Raw genomic sequence first — 16,589 nt, 5'->3', positions numbered from 1 at the left:
CCCCCAAAACCGGGGGCCACTTTTGGGCGACATGCAGATATCTGGGCATTGGCGCGTCCATGTCCAATATCGACGTCGAAAAATTCGCCTCAATTGCCGCGGGAGCGACGTTCCGAATACATGTCGGGCCAGCCGATATCCTTACGGATGTCCGCGGGAAGTGAATTCATGAAGCGCTGCGTGCGGATTTCGTTGCGCATGGTGCGAACCTTGCCGACATAGTGCTGCATGCCGCGCAGAATGGTGTAACCGTTCATGACCAGTCTCCTCTCTCTTGATGGAGACACTATCGCACACCCCTCCTGACAGCAGTCTGTCAGGAGGATGTCAGGCGCTCGACGATAGTTTCGTTCGGTGCGTCTGCCGAGGGATAGCATTGTTTTCCGCCGCCATCGTGCCTTGCCGCAGGAAGCCTGCGGGGCACCGATTGTTCACCAATCGGATGACAGTGAGGACAAAATTGTTCACCGCATGGCGACGGACTGTCAGGATAGGCGGCCTTTAGTGAGGTGCTCGCAGTTCTGATATGAAAGGAGAAATTCTTCCCCAAAACCAGGGAGACGACCATGAGCCTGCAACTGACAGGAATCCACCATCTGACTGCCATCACCGCCAATGCGCCGGGCAATCTTCACTTCTACACGAAGGTTCTTGGCTTGCGGCTGGTCAAGAAGACGGTGAACCAGGACGACACATCGGCCTACCATCTCTTCTATGCCGACGGCGAAGCGACGCCAGGCACCGACCTTACCTTCTTCGACTGGCCGGTTGGCCGCGAACGGCGCGGCACCAACAGCATCGCGCGGACCAGCCTCAGGGTCGGCAGCCCGGAAAGCCTTGCCTGGTGGAAGCAGCACCTCGCCGGCGAGAACATCGTAACGAGTGAGATTGCCGACATCGGCGGCTATCCGTCGCTGGATTTCGAAGATCCCGAAGGCCAGCGCCTGCGGCTGGTCAGCGATGGCGGCAAGGGCGGCAGCCACCCATGGGCGCAAAGCCCGGTGCCGGCCGAGCACCAGATCCGCGGGCTCGGGCCGATCGTCATCAGTGTTCCTGACATCACCAACACCGAGGCGGTGCTGACCCGGGTGATGAACATGCGCGGGGTTCGCGACTATGGCTCGCCGGATGGCGAGGGCCAGGTCCATGTCTTCGAAATGGGTGCGGGTGGGCCGGCAGCCGAGCTTCATGTTGCCGTGCAGCCCGGGCTGGCGCCGGCAAGGCAAGGCGCCGGTGCGGTTCACCATGTCGCCTTCAGGGCGCCAGACCAGGAGACGTTGCATCTGTGGACCGCCCGTCTGGCCGAATTCCGGCTGCCGTCGAGCGGCGAGGTCGAGCGCTATTACTTCCGCTCGCTCTATTTCCGCGAGCCGAACGGCATCCTGTTCGAGATCGCCACCGACGGGCCAGGCTTCACCGCCGACGAGCCGCTGGAGACGCTGGGCGAAAGCCTTGCCCTGCCGCCTTTCCTCGAAGCAAAGCGCGCCTCGATCGAAGCCGGCCTCAAGCCGCTGAAGTAGATCGGGCTCCAAAACGGCGGGCGCGACGTTCCGGTTCGGGAACGTGGCGCCCGTTCTTTCTCAGAGACCAAACGACGCGCTTTGACAGCCGGCCGCGTTGCTGGTCAAAGGCGGCATGACGAAACTCCTCGCCCTTGTCATCATCGGCTTCATGGTGATCCAGCTGATCAAGCCACTGGGCTGGCCCGGGCTCAAGCGTCGCGGCGATTTCTGGAAGCTGGCGCTGCTGGCGATGGCTGCCATTTCGCTGGCGGCCGTGCTCGGGCATTTGACCTAGGCCCGGGCCACAACCCCTTCGTCGGTGTTCAGTCAGCAAGCACCGGGCCGAGAAGATGTTCCGCCCAGGCCCGGTAACCTGCCTCTGAGGCATGAAAGCCGTCAGAGGCAAAACCTTGTTCAGGATTGGTGATCGGCAGGCGAGGTGCGGGCACCGCGCCGCGCTCCAGGCACAGGCGTTCGCCCATACGGTTCATTTCAGTAGCGCGGATTTCGAGGATCTTGCCGAGCAGCGGCGGCATGGCCGGTGCGCGGGTGAACTCCAGAACCGGCGACCACACCACGCGCGCCTCCGGCCATTTGGCGCGCAGTGCATAGAGCAAGCCGCCGAACTCCTTCTTGAAGCGCGGCACCGAATGAAAATTCTTGGTGTCGTTGGTGCCGATGGCAAGCACGATATGTGTCCACGGATCAGCCGACAGATTGGGCAGGACATGATCGCGGATCTGGCCCGACGTCGCCGAATTGAAGCCTGCGGCGCGCCAGCGTACGGCGCGGCCGGTACGCTCGGAAATCAGAACGGCGAGTTGTGCGGCAAGCCCGTTCTCCGAATTGCCAATGCCGACCGAGGCCGCCGAGGAATCGCCCAGCACCAGCAGCGAGATATCAGGCGCCTCGCCTGATATCTCGTGCATGACCGGCCCTTGCGCCGGCAGCATGCGCGAGGTGCGGCGGCGCACGCCGAGCCCCTGCCAGACATAGACAGGGAAGGCGAGCCAGGTGAACAGGGCGGGGAAGCGCATGGCGGTACCGTGGAATGATCTGCGGCAGGCTTAGCGCATGTTTCGGCCGAGGTGAACGGATCCTTGCACAGCCGGCCGTTGCCCCAAGGGCAAGCGTCGTCTCATAGCGACCTGTTTCCATATTCGTCGTGCAGTCGCACCCAGTCCATGAAGGTCCTGTAAGGACCGGTTTCGTCGCGGCCTTTCGGTGCAATGTCGAGATACTGATAGGCGCCGATGAACTGCTCGCTGCCGCGGGCGCGTGACATGAAGGTCAGGAAGATGTCACCGGTTTCGCTCTTGTGGAAGACAGTGGTGCCGGGCAGGTCTTTCGACGTCAGCACGGGTGTTTCGAAATTGTAGACCGCTTCGCCAGATGCAATCTGCTTGTCGGTGAAGGACACCTGCATATCGAAATTGAAGTCCGAGGCATAAGAAGACAGCCAGTCGAACTTCCAACCCATGCGCTGCTTGTAGGGCAGCAATTCGGCGAGCGGCGCCCGCGACACGGCGACAAGCGACACATCATGATGCCTAAGATGCTGGTTGGCGCCATCCATATGGTCGGCGACGAAGGCACAGCTTTCGCAGTGATGATTGGAACCTGGCGCAAACACGAAGTGGTAGACGATCAGCTGGCTGTTGGCGCCAAACAGGTCGGCCAGCCTCCTCGGCCCTTGTTCGGTCTCGAAAACATAGTCCTTCCTGATCTTCAGCCAGGGCAGTTCGCGCCGCTCGGCCGCGATGCGATCGCGAAGCCGCGTCAGTTCCTTCTCGCGCGCCAGATGCGCCTTGTGCGCCTGGAACCAGTCTTCGCGTGAAACGATCTTGTTGCGATGCATGAACCTCTCCCTGTCTCTCATCCCAAGGACGTTCGGGATGAGCGCAAACCGACATCGCCGCCGGCAACGCCCAGAGGAAATAGGAATGAGGAGGTCTTCCCCCAAATCCGCAGGCAACAAAAACCCGGGCGCAATGGCCCGGGTTCGAAGAAGACGAAAGAACTGTGTTCAGGCGGCCTGTTCGAGGCTCGCTTTCCATTTTCCGAGCGCGGCCAGATAATTCATGTGGGCGCGATGGGTGAAGGCGGCCTGACCGGCGGCAATGTTCGATGCCTTGCCGCTCCATGCCTTTTGCGGGGCGGCCTGCAGCGCGCGGCCATAGGAGAAGGTCAGCTTCCAGGGATGCGGACCGATGGCGTTGATGGCGTTGAGGTTGGCGGTCGCCTCCTCGTCCTCCTGGCCGCCGGAGAGGAAGGCGATACCCGGTACCGCCGCCGGCACCGTCTCGCGGAACAGTTTTATGGTCATCTCGGCGACCTTTTCGGGGCTGTCCACGGTGCCCGACTTCTTGCCCGACAGGACCATGTTGGGCTTCAGAATCGTGCCTTCGAGTACGACGCCGGCCGCATGGAGTTCATCGTAAAGCTTGATCAGCGTCGCCTTGGAAACCTCGTAGCAGGTATCGATATCGTGGGCGCCATCCATCAGCACTTCCGGCTCGACGATCGGCACGATGCCGGCCTCCTGGCAAAGCGCGGCATAGCGGGCGAGCGCATGGGTGTTCGAGTTGATCGAATTGACCGAGGGCACGCTCTTGCCGGTATCGATGTCGATCACCGCGCGCCATTTGGCGAAGCGGGCGCCGAGCTTGTAATAGTCGGCAAGGCGCTCGCGCAGGCCGTCGAGACCCTCGGTGATGGTGTCGCCGGGAAAGCCGGCCAGCGGCTTGGCGCCGGCATCGACCTTGATGCCGGGGATGGCGCCGGCCGCCTTGATGATGTCGACCAGCGGCGTACCGTCGGCGGCCTTCTGACGGATGGTCTCGTCATAGAGGATGACGCCGGAAATATACTTGGTCATCGCGTCCTTGGCGCGGAACATCATCTCGCGATAATCGCGGCGGCTGTCGGCGGTCGATTCGACGCCGATGACGTCGAAGCGCTTCTTGATCGTGCCGGAACTTTCGTCGGCAGCCAGCAGGCCCTTGCCGTTGGCCACGATCGCGGCGGCAATGTCTTCGAGACGTTCGCTCATCATGCTTCTCCTGGAGGGGTTCGTTCCGCGCTTAACGGAAGTCTACCGCCAAAGGAATGGCATCGGAAAGCTCGAATCGATTGAAAGTTTCGGGCGCCGTCCGCAGCGTCGTCGATCCCGCCGGGGCCTACTTCTTCAGCACGTCGACGCCGGGCAGCGGCTTGCCTTCCATCCATTCCAGGAAGGCGCCACCAGCGGTCGAGACATAGGTGAAGTCGTCGGCGACACCGGCATGGTTGAGCGCCGCCACCGTATCGCCGCCACCGGCGACGGAGACCAGCTTGCCGGCCTTGGTTCGCGCGGCGGCGTGTTTTGCCGCGGCCACCGTGGCATGGTCGAACGGCTCGATTTCGAAGGCGCCGAGCGGACCGTTCCAGACCAATGTCGCGGCGCGATCGATCCATTCGCCGATCGTGGTCACGGTCTTGGCGCCGACATCGAGGATCATGCCGTCGGCCGGCACGTCGGAGATGGCGACGGTCTCGCAGGCCGCGCCCGCCTTGAACTCCTTGGCGACGACGCCGTCGACCGGCAGGATGATGGCGCAACCGGCCTCGGCCGCCTCGATCATGATCTGCTTGGCGGTGGCGGCCAGATCATGCTCGCACAGCGACTTGCCGACGTCGGTGCCGCGCGCGGCAAGGAAGGTGTTGGCCATGCCGCCGCCGATGACCAGTGCGTCAACCCTCTTCACCAGGTTCATCAGCAGGTCGATCTTGGTCGAGACCTTGGCGCCGCCGACAATGGCGACGACCGGACGGACCGGGTTGCCCAAGCCCTTCTCCAGCGCCTCGAGTTCGGCCTGCATGGTGCGGCCGGCAAAGGAAGGCAACAGGTGCGCCAGCCCCTCGGTCGAGGAATGGGCGCGGTGCGCTGCGGAAAAAGCGTCGTTGACGAAGATGTCGCCATTGGCGGCGAGCCTTTCGGTGAAGACAGGATCGTTCTTTTCCTCGGCCTTGTAGAAGCGGGTGTTTTCCAAGAGCAGCACGTCGCCCTTGTTCATGGCCGCGACGGCACTTCCAGCCGTGTCGCCGACGCAGTCCGAGGCGAAGCCAACGGGACGGCCGAGCACCTCAGCCGTCGCCTTGGCGATCGGCTCGAGCGAGAATTCGGGCGAGGGGCCGTCCTTGGGCCGGCCAAAATGGGCGAGCAGGATGACCTTGGCGCCCTTGCCGGACAATTCGGCGATGGTCGGCGCGATGCGTTCGATGCGGGTGGCGTCAGTGACCTTGCCGTCGGCGACGGGAACGTTGAGGTCGACGCGCACCAGCACACGCTTGCCGCTGATGTTGCCGATGTCGTCCAAGGTCTTGAAGGCGGCCATGCGGGTTCCTTTCGCGAAAAATCGGGGGAACATACCCCGCATCCGTGACGATGCAAGGCTTTGACGGCGGTGCGGCGCGAAATTTTGAGGCGGGCGGGGACATAGTCCGTGAAGACTGTCCGACGTGATGGGGAGCGGCGCGAACGATCGCCCTTGTCAGCCCCCGGTCGTTGCCTTTTCGACCGGGGGCTCAGGGGCGTCTTCCGTCTGTACTGCCGCCTCCTGTGTCTCCGTCGGCTTGCGCCAGTTGCGGATGAAGGCGCTAAGACGGTCGCCCATCTCGCCGGCACTGAGGAACACTGGCACCCGCGCTACCGGCGCGGTCGGCTCGAAGGAAAGGCCAAGACCCGTGATCTTGCCCTTGTCGTCAACATCCCGCACGATCAGCTCGATCTGGCCGATCAGCACACGGTCGGCATATTCGGCATGGCCGCCAAGCCGTGCGGTGACCAGAGCGCCGACGGTCTGCTTCTGCTCCGCCTCGGTCAGGCCCGGCGCATAGGCGGCTTCCAGCTCGGCGGCGGAGCGTGCCGGGTCGACGGCGAAGGCGCCGAAGAAATCGGCATCTTCCGGGTCGACCACCGCGCGGCTGGCGAACAGCTTGTCGAGCAGGCGCGGATAGCGGTCCGGAACGAAGATGTAGACCTGGTCGCCGGCGGCGAGCCGGCCCATGTCCTGGAAGCGCATCGAACGGCCGTCGCGCAGCACCAGTGAGGGCCGCGCCCAACGCGGAATGCGCTCGCCGCGCGCCACCGGGCTGCCATGCGCCACGCGATAGGCGAGAAGCTCGTGATGGGCGGAGCCGGGCAATTCCAGCTCGACCTTGTCCAGCGGTCCGAGCCGCGCCGGCACGATCAGGCCAAGGCGGCGCGCCAGCGGTCCAACGGTCCAGCCCTGGACGACCAACGACACCAGCACGATGATGAAGGCGACGTTGAAGATGACGCGGCCGTTTTCCAGCCCGCCGAGCAGTGGGGTGATAGCGAGCAGGATCGACACCGCGCCGCGCAGGCCGACCCAGGATACGAAAGCGACCTCGGGGCGCGGCAGGCGAAACGGGATCAGGCAGAGCCAGACCGCGATCGGCCGTGCGATAAACATCAGGAACAGGCCAAGCGCTATCGCCGGCAGCATGATGGCTGGGAATTGCGAGGGCGTCGCGAAAAGGCCAAGGATCAGGAACATGATGATCTGCGCCAGCCACGACATGCCGTCCTGGAAGCGCTTGAGGATGGTGACGGCGCGGATGTCGGAGTTGCCGGCAATGAGACCGGCGATATAGACCGCCAGGAAGCCCGAGCCGCCAATGGCGCCGGCGGCGGCGAAGATCATCAGCGACAGCGTCAGCACGAAGATCGGCAGCAGGCCGTGGTCGAGATTGAGCCGGTCGACGAGACGCACGATGGCAAGGCCGCCGAGCACGCCGACGATGGCGCCGAGCCCCATATTGAGGAGGAAGCCGAGGATCAGGCTGGTGACCAGGACATTGGTCTCGGGGTTGGCGTGGGCGGCGATGATCTCGACCAGGGTGATCGTCAGGAAGATGGCGATCGGGTCATTGGTGCCGGATTCCACCTCCAACGTGGAGCGCACACGCTCGCGTAGATTGATCTCGCCGGCGCGCAGCAGGAAGAACACCGCGGCCGCGTCGGTCGAAGCGACGGCGGCGCCGAGCAGAAAGGATTCCAGCCAGGTCAGGTCGAGCAGATAGTGGGCGGCGGCGCCGAACAGGCCGGTGGTCAGAAGCACGCCGAAAATCGCCAGCGACAGCGCCGGTCCCGCCGCCTGCCGCAAGGCGTTGAGCGGCGTGCCGAAGCCGGAATCGAACAGGATGACGGCCAGCGCCAGTGAGCCGGCAAAATAGGCGATGCGGGCGTTGTCGAATTCGATACCGAGGCCGTCGGTTCCAGTGGCGAGCCCGATGCAGAGAAACAGAAGCAGGAGGGGGGCGCCGAAGCGGAAGGCGATCAGGCTCGAAAACGCGGCGGCGACGACAAGAGCAGTGCCGACCAGCGTGACGAGATAGATCGCATGCTCCATCTTAAAATCAGCCCCTCAAATTCGTCTGTCTCCTGGTTTACGGCAGAGTGGGGCGAAGACGTGACCAGTGCAAGGCGGCGGCGTGGCTTTTTGCCTTATGCCTCGGATTTTCGCGGGTTTTGGCACTGCTGCTCCGGCAAATGAAAAACGCCCGGACGAAGCCGGGCGTTTCAAGTCTCTGGAAGCTGGGTCCGCGATCAGGCGATGGTCTTGCCGAAGGCGACGGCGGTGTCGCTCATGCGGTTGGAGAAGCCCCATTCATTGTCGTACCAGGACAGCACGGAAACGAAGTTGCCGTCCATCACCTTGGTCTGGTCGAGCGCCATGATCGACGAGCGCGGATCATGGTTGAAATCGATCGAGACGTTCGGGTGATGGGTGACGCCGAGGATGCCCTTGAGCTTGCCGTTGGAGGCGGCGATGACCGCTTCGTTGATTTCCTGGACCGTGGTCGCGCGCTTGGCGATGAACTTGAAGTCGACGACCGAGACGTTCGGGGTCGGCACGCGAATCGAGATGCCGTCGAGCTTGCCCTTGAGGTCGGGCAGCACAAGGCCGATGGCCTTGGCGGCGCCCGTCGAGGTCGGGATCTGCGACAGGGCCGCGGCGCGGGCGCGGTAGAGATCCTTGTGCATGGTGTCCAGCGTCGGCTGGTCGCCCGTGTAGGAGTGGATCGTCGTCATCATGCCCTTTTCGATGCCGACCGTCTCGTGCAGCACGGCGGCCAGCGGCGCCAGGCAGTTGGTGGTGCAGGACGCGTTCGAGATGACGATGTGGTCCTTGGTCAGCTTGTCGTGGTTGATGCCGTAGACGACGGTCAGGTCGGCGCCGTCGGCAGGCGCCGAGACCAGCACGCGCTTGGCGCCGGCGGTCAGGTGCGCGGCGGCCTTGTCGCGAGCGGTGAAGATGCCGGTGCATTCGAGCGCGATGTCGACGCCGAGTTCCTTCCACGGCAGCTGGGTCGGATCCTTGATGGCGGTGACCTTGAACTTTTCCTTGCCGACGGTGATCTGGTCACCATCGACGCTCACCTCGTGCGGGAAGCGGCCATGCACGCTGTCGTAGCGCAGCAGGTGGGCATTGGTCTCGACCGGGCCGAGGTCGTTGACGGCGACGACGTCGATGTCCTTGCGGCCGGATTCATGGATGGCGCGCAGGATGTTGCGGCCGATGCGGCCGAATCCGTTGATGGCAACTCTGACGGTCATTTTTCTCTCCCTGGGAGCTGGAGGCCGAAGATCAAGTCCGCAGCTTCATAGCGGCGCAAGCGGAAAGAATCCAGCCGCTGCGACGCAGATTTAAATCGATTAGGTTGGGGCAACCCGGCGAAATCGCTTTGCGCGATTTCGCCGGGCTGAAGCCAAACCCTTACTTGGCGTGCAAGCGTCCTTCCGCTGCCTTGGCCGCCGCCTCGGCGGTGATGCCGAAATGCGGATAGAGCTGCTCGATCGTGCCCGAGGCGCCAAAGCCGGTCATGCCGACGAAGATGCCGTCCGAGCCGATGAGATGATCCCAGCCCTGGCGAATGCCGGCCTCGATCGCCATCTTGATCGGCGCGTTGCCGATCGTCTTTTTGCGATAGTCGTCGCTCTGCTTGTCGAACAGTTCGAAGCAAGGCACCGAGACGACGCGGGTCGGATGGCCGTGCTTTTCCAGCAAGTCGCGGGCGCCAAGGGCGATCTCGATCTCGGAGCCGGTGGCGAAGATCGTCACCGCCGCCTCGCCGCTGGCCGCGGCCAGCTCGTAGGCGCCCTGGCTGCTCAGGTTCTTGGCCGAGTGCTCGGTGCGCACCGTCGGCAGGTTCTGGCGGGTCAGCGCCAGTGTCGACGGCGTCTTTTCGGATTCGAGCGCGATCTGCCAGCATTCGGCGGTTTCCACAGCGTCGGCCGGACGGAAGACATTGTGGTTCGGGATGGCGCGCAGGGCCGCCAGATGCTCGACCGGCTGGTGGGTCGGGCCATCTTCGCCCAGACCGATTGAATCATGGGTCATGACGAAGATCGAGCGGATGCCCATCAGCGAGGAAAGCCGCATCGACGGGCGGGCATAGTCGGAGAAGCACATAAAGGTGCCGCCATAGGCGATGAGGCCGCCATGCAGCGTCAGGCCGTTGATGGCTGCGGCCATGCCATGCTCGCGGATGCCGTAGTGGACATAGCGCTGGCCGTAATCGTCCGGCGTGATGTTCTTAGTCTGGCTGGTCTTGGTGTTGTTGGAGCCGGTCAGGTCGGCGGAGCCGCCGATGGTTTCCGGCACGGCGCCGTTGATGACTTCCAGCGCCATTTCCGACGATTTGCGGGTGGCGACCTTCGGCTTGTCGGCCGAGAGCTTCTTCTTGTAGTCGTCAATGACAGCGTCGAAGTTGGACGGCAGCTTGCCACCGAGGCGGCGCTCGAACTCGGCCTTCAGCTTCGGCTCGGCCTTGGCGAGGCGGCCTTCCCAGTCGATGCGCGGCTTGACGCCGGCCTTGCCGGCGGTGCGCCAGGCATCGAGGATGTCGGCCGGAATCTCGAAGGGTGGCGAGTCCCAGTTGAAGAACTTGCGCGCGCCGGCGATCTCGTCGGCGCCGAGCGGCGAGCCATGCGCCTTGTTGGTGCCGGCCTTGGTCGGCGCGCCGAAGCCGATGGTCGTCTTGCAGGCGATCATCGTCGGCTTGTCGGAATGACGGGCGGCTTCGATGGCATAGGCGATGGCTTCCGGATCGGTGCCGTCGATATGGCTGGCATTCCAGCCGGAGGCCTGGAAGCGGGCGACCTGGTCGGTGTTGTCGGCGAGCGAGACCGGGCCGTCGATCGAGATGTTGTTGTTGTCCCAGAAGACGATCAGTTTGTTGAGCTTCAGATGCCCGGCAAGCGCGATGGCTTCCTGGGAAACACCTTCCATCAGACAGCCATCGCCGGCCAGCACATAGGTGTAGTGGCTGACGAGGTCGTTGCCGAAGGCGGCGTTCATGATGCGCTCGCCGAGTGCGAAGCCGACCGAATTGGCGAGACCCTGGCCGAGCGGACCGGTCGTCGTCTCGATGCCGGTGGCGTGGCCGTATTCGGGATGCCCTGCCGTCTTCGAGCCCAACTGGCGGAAGTGCTTGATCTGGTCGAGGGTCATGTCCTCGTAGCCGGTCAGATGCAGCAGCGAATAGAGCAGCATCGAGCCATGGCCGGCCGACAGGATGAAGCGGTCGCGATCGGGCCAGTGCGGGGCCTTGGGATCATATTTCAGGAAGCGGGTGAACAGCACCGTGGCGATGTCGGCGCAGCCCATGGGCAGGCCGGGATGGCCGGACTGGGCCTTCTCGACGGCATCCATGGAGAGAAAGCGGATCGCATTTGCCATCCGGTCATGTTGTTCACGCGACGTCATGGTTCCTCCAGAAATGGGGGTTTGGGGCTTGGGAGAGCCCTTGAAAAGGGTGCGCGACACATAGCAGGCGCGGGCTTTTAGTCAACAAATCGGGAGCACATTTGCCGGTCTTGTGATGCCGATGGCGGGTCTACATTAGCGTTAGCGGGGGACAGTCGCGAGAGCTTTGTTGACGTTGCCTTCACCCGGTGCCTAATGTTTCCGGGATAAGGCGTTCTGAACGCGAACGATTCGGTGATGGGCAGGGCACAGGACGAAGGCCATGACCGGGGAAACCACACTCAAGGAAGTCATCGCCAGGCTGGGCAAGGCCATCGAGGGGCTGGAAAATGCTGTCGCGGCCAAGCTGGAGCACGAGCGCGACTACTCGGAAGCCGAGGCCGAAGTGCAGCGGATGAATGCCGACCGCTCGCGGCTGGCGCAGGAACTCGACAATTCCGAAGCGCGCGCCGAACGGCTGGAGGACGCCAACAAGGAAGTCTCGCGACGGCTGGTGACCGCCATGGAAACCATCCGCGCCGTGTTGGACAGATAGGAGCTGGCCCATGGCACAGGTCACGGTTTCAATCGACGGCAAACAGTATCGGATGGCCTGCGACGAGGGCCAGGAAGAGCATCTGATCGATCTCGCCGAACGCTTTGACCGCTATGTCTCGCATCTGAAAGATTCCTTCGGCGAGATCGGTGACCAGCGGCTGACCGTCATGGCCGGCATTATGGTGATGGACGAACTCTCGGAACTGCAGAAGCGCGTCAAGGGCATGGAGAGCGAAGTGCTGACCTTGCGCAAGACGCGCGACGAGGCGCTGACCAAGGCCGACAAGAGCGACAGTGTGCTGACCAACGCGCTTGGCGCGCTGGCGCAGCGCATGGAAGATTTGACGTCGACACTGGCGGTGAAAACCTAGACTCTTTCAGCGTCCGCAGCGAAATTTCTGCATTCTCCAACAAATTGCGAAAATTTTTCGCGGCCTGCATCGCTGCCGGCGACCTCAACGTTTTGAAGGTCGCCGCCGGAGTGGTAAAAGGGTCGGAACCCGCCATCCGGCGGTATTTCACAGGGGTAGGGACCATGAGCCTTCGTATCAACGACATAGCGCCGGACTTCACGGCCGAGACCACCCAAGGCGCGATCAAGTTTCACGACTGGATCGGCGACGGCTGGGCGATCCTGTTCAGCCATCCGAAGAATTTCACACCGGTCTGCACGACCGAGCTCGGCACGATGGCGGGGCTGGAGGGCGAATTCAAGAAGCGCAATGTCAAGATCATCGGCATCTCTGTCGATCCGGTGGCGAGCCACGACAAATGGCAGGCCGACATCAAGACGGCGACGGGCCAAACGGTGCACTATCCGCTGATCGGCGACAAGGATCTCAAGGTCGCCAAGCTTTACGACATGCTGCCCGCCGGCGCCGGCGAGACCTCGGAAGGCCGTACGCCCGCCGACAACGCCACCGTGCGCTCGGTCTACGTCATCGGGCCGGACAAGAAGATCAAGCTGGTGCTGACCTACCCGATGACCACGGGCCGCAACTTCGACGAGATCCTGCGCGCGGTCGATTCCATGCAGCTCACCGCCAAGCATCAGGTGGCGACGCCGGCCAACTGGAAGCAGGGTGAGGACGTCATCATCACCGCCGCCGTTTCCAACGAGGATGCGATCAAGCGGTTTGGCGCCTTCGAGACCATCCTGCCTTATCTCAGGAAGACCAAGCAGCCTTCTGCCTGAAACAGGCGCCGGAACGGGTTTTGCCGTTTCCGCCCTTGCGAGCCAAGTCATGCTTGACTGGCCCGCAAGCGTGGACAACCATGCTCTTGTTGGGTTCCGGTGGAGAAAATCGTTCCTGCCGGTGGGTTGAGGGAGCCGGACGTGGACGTAGCTTTGGCCAGGCCAGTGGTCAGCGGCTTCTATGACAAGCCGACCGGGGCCATCCAGTACGTCGTCACCGACCCGGCGACGAAGCGATGCGCCATTATCGATCCGATCCTCGACTTCGATGAGAAATCCGGCGCCACGGGTACGAAGAGCGCGGATGTCCTGCTCGATTTTGTCGGGAAAAACGGGCTGGAGCTCGAGTGGATCCTCGACACCCACCCGCACGCCGACCATTTCTCCGCTGCGCACTACCTTAAACAGCAGACCGGGGCGCCGACTGCGATCGGCGACAGGGTTGTCGGCGTCCAGAAGCTGTGGAAGGTGATCTACAACTGGCCCGATTTTCCCGCCGACGGCTCGCAGTGGGACAGGCTGTTCCGGGAAGGCGAGACGTTTGCGATCGGCAGCCTTCCAGTCAAGGTGCTGTTCTCACCCGGTCATACGCTGGCCTCGATCAGCTATGTGGTCGGCGACGCCGCCTTCGTGCACGATACGCTGTTCATGCCCGACAGCGGCACGGCACGGGCGGATTTTCCCGGCGGCAGTGCCGCGCGGCTATGGCGCTCGATCCAGGGCATACTGGCGTTGCCGGACGAGACGCGCGTCTTCGTCGGCCATGACTATCAGGCCGGTGGCCGCGAAGCCCTGTGGGAAAGCACGGTGGCCGTGCAGAAGGCGACCAACATTCATCTCGTTGCCGCGCACAGCGAGGCTGAGTTCGTGGCGCTGCGCGAAGCGCGCGACAAGACCTTGCCGATGCCGCGGCTGATCCTGCATGCGCTGCAGGTCAACATGAATGGCGGCCGGCTGCCGGAACCGGAAGCCAATGGCCGGCGGTACCTGAAGTTTCCGCTGGACGGGCTTTGAGGGTATTCTTTTGTGGCGGGCGCCGCCGGTGAAACTGCCGATCTCCCCACCTGCGGGGGAGATGCCCGGCAGGGCAGAGGGGGGTGCTGTCCCGCCGACCTGTCAGCCGGATGTAGCTGTGCCTTCAAACTGGTTTCCGGTCGGGAATGCCAAAAATCGAAAAGTAGCGATCCTTCACACCCCCCTCTGTCCTGCCGGACATCTCCCCCGCAAGGGGGGAGATTGGCTGTCGCCCTCGCTTTCGCTAACCACCGGCAAAATACAAAAAAGGCGGCGCCAGTTTCGTGACGCCGCCTTGATATTTCCTGGCCGAAGCCGGCTTTACGCCGCTGGCTGTGCCTCGATGGTGCGCAGCGCCTGGGTCTGGCGCTTGGCGGCGGCCTTGACGGCATCCTGGACCTTCTCAAAGGCGCGCACCTCGATCTGGCGCACGCGCTCGCGGCTGATGTCGAACTCGGCCGACAGCTCTTCCAGCGTCAGCGGCTCCTCGGCGAGGCGACGGGCCTCGAAGATGCGCCGCTCGCGCTCATTGAGCACGGCAAGAGCGCCCGACAGCATGCCGCGCCGGTTTTCCAGCTCGTCCTGCTCGATCAGCATCTCTTCCTGGCTTTCGTGGTCGTCGACCAGCCAGTCCTGCCATTCGCCGGACTCGCCCTCGCTCGCCCGGATCGGGGCGTTGAGCGAAGCGTCGCCGGACAGGCGGCGGTTCATCGACACCACTTCGGCCTCGGACACGTTCAGCCGCGTGGCGATCTCGGTGATCTGATCGGGCTTCAAATCGCCGTCGTCCAGAGCCTGGATCTTGCCCTTCACCTTGCGCAGGTTGAAGAACAGGCGCTTCTGGTTGGCGGTCGTGCCCATCTTGACCAGGCTCCACGAGCGCAGGATGTACTCCTGGATCGAGGCCTTGATCCACCACATGGCGTAGGTAGCGAGGCGGAAGCCGCGCTCGGGTTCGAATTTCTTGACGGCCTGCATCAGGCCGACATTGCCTTCCGAGATCACTTCGCCGATCGGCAGGCCGTAGCCGCGATAGCCCATGGCGATCTTGGCGACGAGCCGCAAATGGCTGGTGACGAGCTTGTGCGCAGCGCTGGTGTCTTCATGCTCGGCATAACGCTTGGCGAGCATGTACTCTTCTTGCGGCTGAAGCATTGGAAAGCGGCGGATTTCTTCCAGGTAGCGGCTGAGGCCGCCTTCGCCGGAAACAATACTGGGTAGTGACTGGGCCATGATAGCGCCCCCTCTCTATTGGAGTGATGCCCCCGAAACGCGGCGGGCATGTGACGCGAACACCAAAAGGCTCGCTCGCGACATCAGATCTTATACAGGAACAAAACCAGAAAAGACAGGCATTTGTTCAACACGAAACAGTGTGTCACGCTGAAGTGAACAATGCCAGTCAGGTTTTTTGATGGCTGGTTTCGAGCTTGACGGCAGCAGGTTCAGAGATTGCGAAATCCGCCGACGAGTTCCTCCATGTCCCCCGGTATCGGCGCCTCGAACCTCAGAGGTAGATGGGTATCCGGGTGACGAAATGCAAGGAGCCAGGCATGCAAAGCTTGCCGGGAAAATGCCTTGACCTGACTTTTCAGCGGCTCCGGCAGCCGGTTGGCCTTGGTGCGGAAGGCCTGGCCGTAGTCGGGGTCGCCGATCACCGGATGGCCGATATGGGCCATGTGGACGCGGATCTGGTGGGTGCGGCCGGTTTCCAGCCGGCATTCGACCAGGCTTGCGGTGGCAAACTCCTGCTGCTTCTCGCCAAAACGCTCCTGGACGCCAAAGTGGGTGATGGCATGGCGGGCGTCGTCGCGGCCTGCCGGCACCACGGCGCGGCGCACCCGGTCCGCAGCGCGGCCGAGCGGCGCATCCACTGTTCCGGTCGGCCGCTGCGGTATGCCCCAGACCAGCGCCAGATAGGCGCGTTCCAGGTCGCCGCTGCGGCCATGATCGGCGAAGGCTTCCGACAGCGCCTTGTGGGCACGGTCGGTCTTGGCCACCACCATGACGCCGCTGGTTTCCTTGTCCAAGCGGTGCACGATGCCCGGCCGGCGCACCCCACCGATGCCGGACAGGCTGTCGCCGCAGTGATGGATCAGCGCGTTGACGAGTGTGCCGGTCCAGTTGCCGGCACCGGGATGCACGACAAGCCCTGCCGGCTTGTTGATGACGATCAACGCGTCGTCTTCATAGAGTACGTCGAGCGCGATGGCCTCGCCCTGCGGCGTGGCGGGCTCCGGTTCCGGCATCGCGACCGACACGCTCTCGCCTGCGGTCATCTTGCGCTTGGTTTCGTCGACCGGCTTGCCGTTGATGCTCACAGCGCCTTCCCTGATCAGCATCTGCACGCGGCTGCGCGACATGTCGGGGCCGAGGCTCGCCGCCAGCCATTGGTCGAGGCGCTGTCCGGCCGCATCCGGGCCTGCCACAAGCACAGTTGGTGCCGCCTCTATCAATTCAGGGTCCTCTTCGCTATGAGCGCTCATCGAAAAACCGTTCCGGAATATTTGCCATGGCCCGGCCCGATGCCGACGAAGATCAGGAAAAGCCGCTCGACCCCGGGGT

At 63.3% G+C, this 16,589-nt stretch carries 16 protein-coding genes; 6 read left to right on the top strand and 10 right to left on the bottom strand.

What is annotated here, in order from left to right; translation table 11 throughout:
* Positions 1 to 89 precede the first annotated feature (89 nt).
* On the bottom strand, positions 90 to 257 hold the full coding sequence (locus tag AC1DX0_RS17605) for a hypothetical protein (protein ID WP_081850348.1): 168 nt from the start codon (positions 255 to 257) through the stop codon (positions 90 to 92).
* A 309-nt stretch (positions 258 to 566) separates the two neighbouring features.
* Here AC1DX0_RS17605 and AC1DX0_RS17600 point away from each other — a divergent pair, with 309 nt between their 5' ends.
* Positions 567 to 1,520: a ring-cleaving dioxygenase gene (locus AC1DX0_RS17600; RefSeq protein ID WP_477223179.1), complete on the top strand. Its 954-nt coding sequence runs from the start codon at positions 567 to 569 to the stop codon at positions 1,518 to 1,520.
* A 115-nt stretch (positions 1,521 to 1,635) separates the two neighbouring features.
* A complete protein-coding gene (locus AC1DX0_RS17595; RefSeq protein ID WP_183447746.1) occupies positions 1,636 to 1,797 on the top strand; it encodes a hypothetical protein in 162 nt (53 codons plus the stop codon).
* 28 nt (positions 1,798 to 1,825) lie between these two features.
* Here the strand turns inward: AC1DX0_RS17595 and AC1DX0_RS17590 are convergent, their stop codons facing one another.
* The 7 genes from AC1DX0_RS17590 to tkt all read right to left on the bottom strand — a co-directional run bounded on the left by AC1DX0_RS17590 (position 1,826) and on the right by tkt (position 11,278).
* Positions 1,826 to 2,539 carry an SGNH/GDSL hydrolase family protein gene (locus AC1DX0_RS17590; RefSeq protein ID WP_477223180.1) on the bottom strand — a complete coding sequence of 238 codons (714 nt, stop codon included), beginning with the start codon at positions 2,537 to 2,539 and terminating at the stop codon, positions 1,826 to 1,828.
* Positions 2,540 to 2,640: 101 nt separating this feature from the next.
* Positions 2,641 to 3,360 carry a DUF899 domain-containing protein gene (locus AC1DX0_RS17585; protein WP_477223181.1) on the bottom strand — a complete coding sequence of 240 codons (720 nt, stop codon included), beginning with the start codon at positions 3,358 to 3,360 and terminating at the stop codon, positions 2,641 to 2,643.
* 168 nt (positions 3,361 to 3,528) lie between these two features.
* Positions 3,529 to 4,554, bottom strand: a complete 1,026-nt coding sequence (locus AC1DX0_RS17580; protein WP_477223182.1) for a class I fructose-bisphosphate aldolase — start codon at positions 4,552 to 4,554, stop codon at positions 3,529 to 3,531.
* A 127-nt stretch (positions 4,555 to 4,681) separates the two neighbouring features.
* Positions 4,682 to 5,878 (bottom strand): phosphoglycerate kinase, encoded by a 1,197-nt coding sequence (locus AC1DX0_RS17575; RefSeq protein ID WP_477223183.1) that lies wholly within the window; start codon positions 5,876 to 5,878, stop codon positions 4,682 to 4,684.
* Between the two features lie 156 nt (positions 5,879 to 6,034).
* Positions 6,035 to 7,918 carry a potassium/proton antiporter gene (locus AC1DX0_RS17570; RefSeq protein ID WP_477223184.1) on the bottom strand — a complete coding sequence of 628 codons (1,884 nt, stop codon included), beginning with the start codon at positions 7,916 to 7,918 and terminating at the stop codon, positions 6,035 to 6,037.
* Positions 7,919 to 8,115: 197 nt separating this feature from the next.
* Positions 8,116 to 9,126, bottom strand: coding sequence for a type I glyceraldehyde-3-phosphate dehydrogenase (gene gap, locus AC1DX0_RS17565; protein ID WP_027041901.1), 1,011 nt, complete (start codon positions 9,124 to 9,126; stop codon positions 8,116 to 8,118).
* 160 nt (positions 9,127 to 9,286) lie between these two features.
* Entirely contained in the window at positions 9,287 to 11,278 is a 1,992-nt protein-coding gene (tkt, locus tag AC1DX0_RS17560) for a transketolase (protein ID WP_477223185.1), read from the bottom strand.
* 262 nt (positions 11,279 to 11,540) lie between these two features.
* On the opposite strand from tkt, the gene AC1DX0_RS17555 reads away from it, so the two are divergent.
* The 4 genes from AC1DX0_RS17555 to AC1DX0_RS17540 all read left to right on the top strand — a co-directional run bounded on the left by AC1DX0_RS17555 (position 11,541) and on the right by AC1DX0_RS17540 (position 14,024).
* Complete coding sequence (locus tag AC1DX0_RS17555; RefSeq protein ID WP_006200774.1) at positions 11,541 to 11,813, top strand: DUF4164 domain-containing protein; 273 nt, start codon at positions 11,541 to 11,543, stop codon at positions 11,811 to 11,813.
* 10 nt (positions 11,814 to 11,823) lie between these two features.
* A complete protein-coding gene (locus AC1DX0_RS17550; RefSeq protein WP_477223186.1) occupies positions 11,824 to 12,186 on the top strand; it encodes a cell division protein ZapA in 363 nt (120 codons plus the stop codon).
* A 164-nt stretch (positions 12,187 to 12,350) separates the two neighbouring features.
* The gene (locus tag AC1DX0_RS17545) at positions 12,351 to 13,010 is read left to right on the top strand and encodes a peroxiredoxin (RefSeq protein ID WP_027041898.1); all 660 of its coding nucleotides are present in this window, start codon (positions 12,351 to 12,353) and stop codon (positions 13,008 to 13,010) included.
* Positions 13,011 to 13,151: 141 nt separating this feature from the next.
* Positions 13,152 to 14,024 carry an MBL fold metallo-hydrolase gene (locus AC1DX0_RS17540; protein ID WP_477223187.1) on the top strand — a complete coding sequence of 291 codons (873 nt, stop codon included), beginning with the start codon at positions 13,152 to 13,154 and terminating at the stop codon, positions 14,022 to 14,024.
* Positions 14,025 to 14,345: 321 nt separating this feature from the next.
* Here the strand turns inward: AC1DX0_RS17540 and rpoH are convergent, their stop codons facing one another.
* The gene (gene rpoH, locus AC1DX0_RS17535; protein WP_477223188.1) at positions 14,346 to 15,257 is read right to left on the bottom strand and encodes an RNA polymerase sigma factor RpoH; all 912 of its coding nucleotides are present in this window, start codon (positions 15,255 to 15,257) and stop codon (positions 14,346 to 14,348) included.
* Between the two features lie 212 nt (positions 15,258 to 15,469).
* Entirely contained in the window at positions 15,470 to 16,510 is a 1,041-nt protein-coding gene (locus AC1DX0_RS17530) for an RluA family pseudouridine synthase (RefSeq protein WP_477223189.1), read from the bottom strand.
* Positions 16,511 to 16,589: the final 79 nt, after the last annotated feature.

This window comes from Mesorhizobium sp. P3_A9, assembly GCF_056402975.1.
The sequence above is the reverse complement of the archived record's forward strand: the minus strand, read 5'-3'. Positions and strand labels throughout refer to the sequence as shown.